Origin of the sequence: Novipirellula sp. (assembly GCF_041583735.1) — a bacterium.
Lineage (GTDB): Bacteria > Planctomycetota > Planctomycetia > Pirellulales > Pirellulaceae > Novipirellula.
In genome coordinates this window covers 1-3,142 of the sequence record NZ_JBFHFD010000849.1, presented here as the reverse complement: position 1 = coordinate 3,142, position 3,142 = coordinate 1, and the positions used below count along the sequence as shown (strand labels likewise).

At 53.7% G+C, this 3,142-nt stretch carries 2 protein-coding genes and 1 pseudogene; all 3 read left to right on the top strand.

The annotated features are described in order from the left end of the window. Positions 1 to 357: pseudogene (locus ABX962_RS33675) on the top strand (hypothetical protein); the annotation flags it as partial. A gap of 288 nt (positions 358 to 645) precedes the next feature. After that, entirely contained in the window at positions 646 to 1,227 is a 582-nt protein-coding gene (locus ABX962_RS33670) for a hypothetical protein (protein ID WP_372726051.1), read from the top strand. Between the two features lie 99 nt (positions 1,228 to 1,326). Continuing rightward, a complete protein-coding gene (locus tag ABX962_RS33665) occupies positions 1,327 to 2,826 on the top strand; it encodes a hypothetical protein (RefSeq protein ID WP_372726050.1) in 1,500 nt (499 codons plus the stop codon). Positions 2,827 to 3,142: the final 316 nt, after the last annotated feature.

Below are 3,142 nucleotides of genomic sequence, written 5' to 3'. Positions count from 1 at the left end.
GAATGGATTACCGAGGGCCGCGTGGCCGCCACCGCATTGGTGTGGCGCGACGGCTGGGCCGAGTGGCGAGATGCGATCGACGTTTTACCCGAATTGTCGGGTCGCAGCGTCACGGCTTCAGCCGCAGCAGCTCGCAACACCCCCTTCGGCGACTCCGCCGCAAGGCTGCCCATGGACTCGGCCTCTGCAAACAGCCGTACCGGTGACTCGGCCTCTGTAGCAACCGAGGTCTACGGGAATCGGCAAATCGGAGCCATCAAGCGAAAGCGGTTCCTGCAGCGCGCCGCCACGATTACCGCACTTTCGATTGTCGCAATCGGGTTGGTCGCTGCACTTTTGGCCGTCGCTGGCCGATAACCTTCGCTGCACCTTGCCATCACAGTCCTGTGGGAGGATGTCGCGGCGGCAGAAGTGGACGCAAGCTCACAACTGGAACAAGATTTGCCACCGTCATGCGTCGTCGTGAATTGTGATCAGGATCGGGGTAACTGGGCGGGACCGATACCGGACGGTGGATCGATGTACTACAGTATCGAGTAGTTGGCGGTGGAATCGGCCAATTAAAAACCGGGTTCCACGTCAGCCAATGATTTACACAACAAGTTAAGCCTCGACTCACCCAAGATCTCCCCAGGAGCTAGAACGATGACGATTGCGCAACGCCTGAACACCCTTTGTCTGGCCACGCTTTTCAGCGTGGTCGCGACGAATTCATTTGCCGCCGATGCAGCGGACACCGCCGACAAAGCCGAAGCGAAGACGGTCAGTGTGTTTGGCGAGGCCGACTTGAAGGTTCCCGCTCAATTCAAAGCGACAAAGCCTCAATCGGGCATCGTCGAGCATGAATTTGTTGCCACGTCGGAAAAGAACGAAGAAGCGACTGCGCGGGTGACGTTCATGGCGGCCGGTGGTGACGTTCAGGCCAATATCTCTCGCTGGAAAGGCCAATTTAGCGGCGGAGATCCTGAGGCACAGAAGTCAAAAGAAATGAAAGTCGGCAAGTGGGACGTGCACATCGTCGATGTTAGCGGAAAGTTCCAGGAACGGATGGGAGGAGGTCCCTTCTTTGGTGGCAAAACGGTCGAGCGTGAAAATTATGCCATGACCGGTGCGATCATCGTCCATCCCGAAGGCCGAAAATACTTTGTCAAAATGGTCGGTCCCGCCGAAGTGGTGACCGAAAATCGAGATGCTTTTGTTGAGATGATTAAAAGCATTGAAAAGTAAGAACGACGCTACGGCGACAAACCGTTAGCGTGTAAATTGCCGCGAAGCCATCAACGCGAATCGTTATTAAAACACAGGCCCTTTTGTAAGCATCCCGCGATGAACATCCAAAGTTTTCTTGAACATCATGGCATTCTCCGCAACCCTTTTGCGGAGGAAGATGCTCAAACGGACCCTGTGTTTAAAGAGCACTGCATTAGCAACGCTTATCATCCGATTTGGGACAAGGTGTACGGTGACCCAAGCGACCCGTCGACTTCGATCATCTTTGGCCCCAAAGGATCGGGAAAGACGGCGATGCGGTTGCAGATTGACCGCCACTTAGCGCGTTACAACCACGAGAATTCCGAGCGACGCGTTTACGTCATTCATTACGATGATTTCAACCCGTTTCTGGATCATTTCAGCGAACGGCTCAGTCGCCGCGTCAGCAAGAAGCCTGAAAAGGTGCTTGATGCTTGGCGATTATGGGACCATGTCGACGCGATTCTTTGTATCGGAGTCACCGATCTGGTGGACCGCATGCTGGGGGTTAATTCGACCGGCAAGTCCGATGCAATCGATGACGCCTCGATCCGATCGTTGGATCGCACCTCGGCGCGCGATTTGTTGCTGTTGGCGGCATGTTACGACCAATCGACCGATTCGACATTCATGTCGCGTTGGAACTCATTGCGGAAACATCTTCGCTATGGAAATTTGTCGTCTAAAACGACGCTCTTTGGTGCGATTGCCTGGTCGATTGTGGCTGTCATTTTTGTTGGTTGGTTGTTTCCGCCCACCAAGCTTCCCGAGGGTGGACGCGACCTGACCGCACTGTGGCTACTGCCACTGTTGTTGGCAATCGGCTGGCTTCCGCACTGGATTCGCATCATCAAATGCCAGTTTGCCGCGCTCGGTATGCATCGCCACATGCGAGTCGGCAAACGTGAAACCGGCTCGATGCGAAAAGTGCTGCAAAGCATCCCCAAGTCCGAATTGGCCAGCCAACCGTTACCCCGCTACGATCGCACGGACGATCGCTACGAATTGCTGCATAAGTTTCAGGGGATCCTACGAAAACTTGGCTATACCGGCATTATCGTGTTGATGGACCGCGTCGACGAACCGCATATGACAGGTGGAAAACCTGAATTGATGCAGCGTTTTGTTTGGCCGATGCTGGACAACAAACTGCTAAAGCATCCCGGCATGGGATTCAAAATGATGCTACCTCAAGAATTGCATCGAGAAATTGAGCGGGAGACTCGTGAATTTCACGAGCGAGCGAGGCTAGACAAGCAGAATGTGATCCCTGCATTCCAGTGGACGGGCGAAGCGCTCTACGATCTCGCGCGGGCCCGCATGATGGCTTGTGCCAGCGACAATCAAACTCCCGAACCCAAAGATTTGTTCGAGGACGACGTCAGTTATCAACGAATGCTCTCCGCATTCCAGTCGCTGCGAGTGCCACGTCACCTGTTCCGATTCCTCTACCGGGTGCTGGTCGACCACTGCAATCACTACACCGATTCACAGCCTGAGTTCAAAATCAAAGCCGAAACATTCGAATCGGCACTCGCTGTCTACGGTCGCGACAACGATCCAACGTTCACCTAGGAGACGCTGAGCACGAAAATCGCCTCATCACCGCAGCGGAATGGGGCTAGGGCTTGGTCATTTGCATTGGTTTTGGTAGGCTGTGCTTTGCGGCGACGCGTTTAAACTTAAAAATTAATTAAATCTGCGTTGGTAATGGCTTTCCTTACCAACCCAATCTCATTGGAGAACGAACTAGGTGGGTACGAAACGAACGGGCAAAGGACGACGAAAAGTTGGACGTAAGAAACGCCGCATGCGAGCGAAAATTCGCCACCGCAAGAAATAATTCTCGCTGTTTTCATTAGGGTTGGCGTGAAATTTGGCAACGTTACTG

What these genes read in the sequence shown, in the direction of transcription:
- ABX962_RS33670 (WP_372726051.1), top strand. Translation starts at nt 646, where the DNA reads ATGACGATTGCGCAACGCCTGAACACCCTTTGTCTGGCCACGCTTTTC.
- ABX962_RS33665 (WP_372726050.1), top strand. Translation starts at nt 1,327, where the DNA reads ATGAACATCCAAAGTTTTCTTGAACATCATGGCATTCTCCGCAACCCT.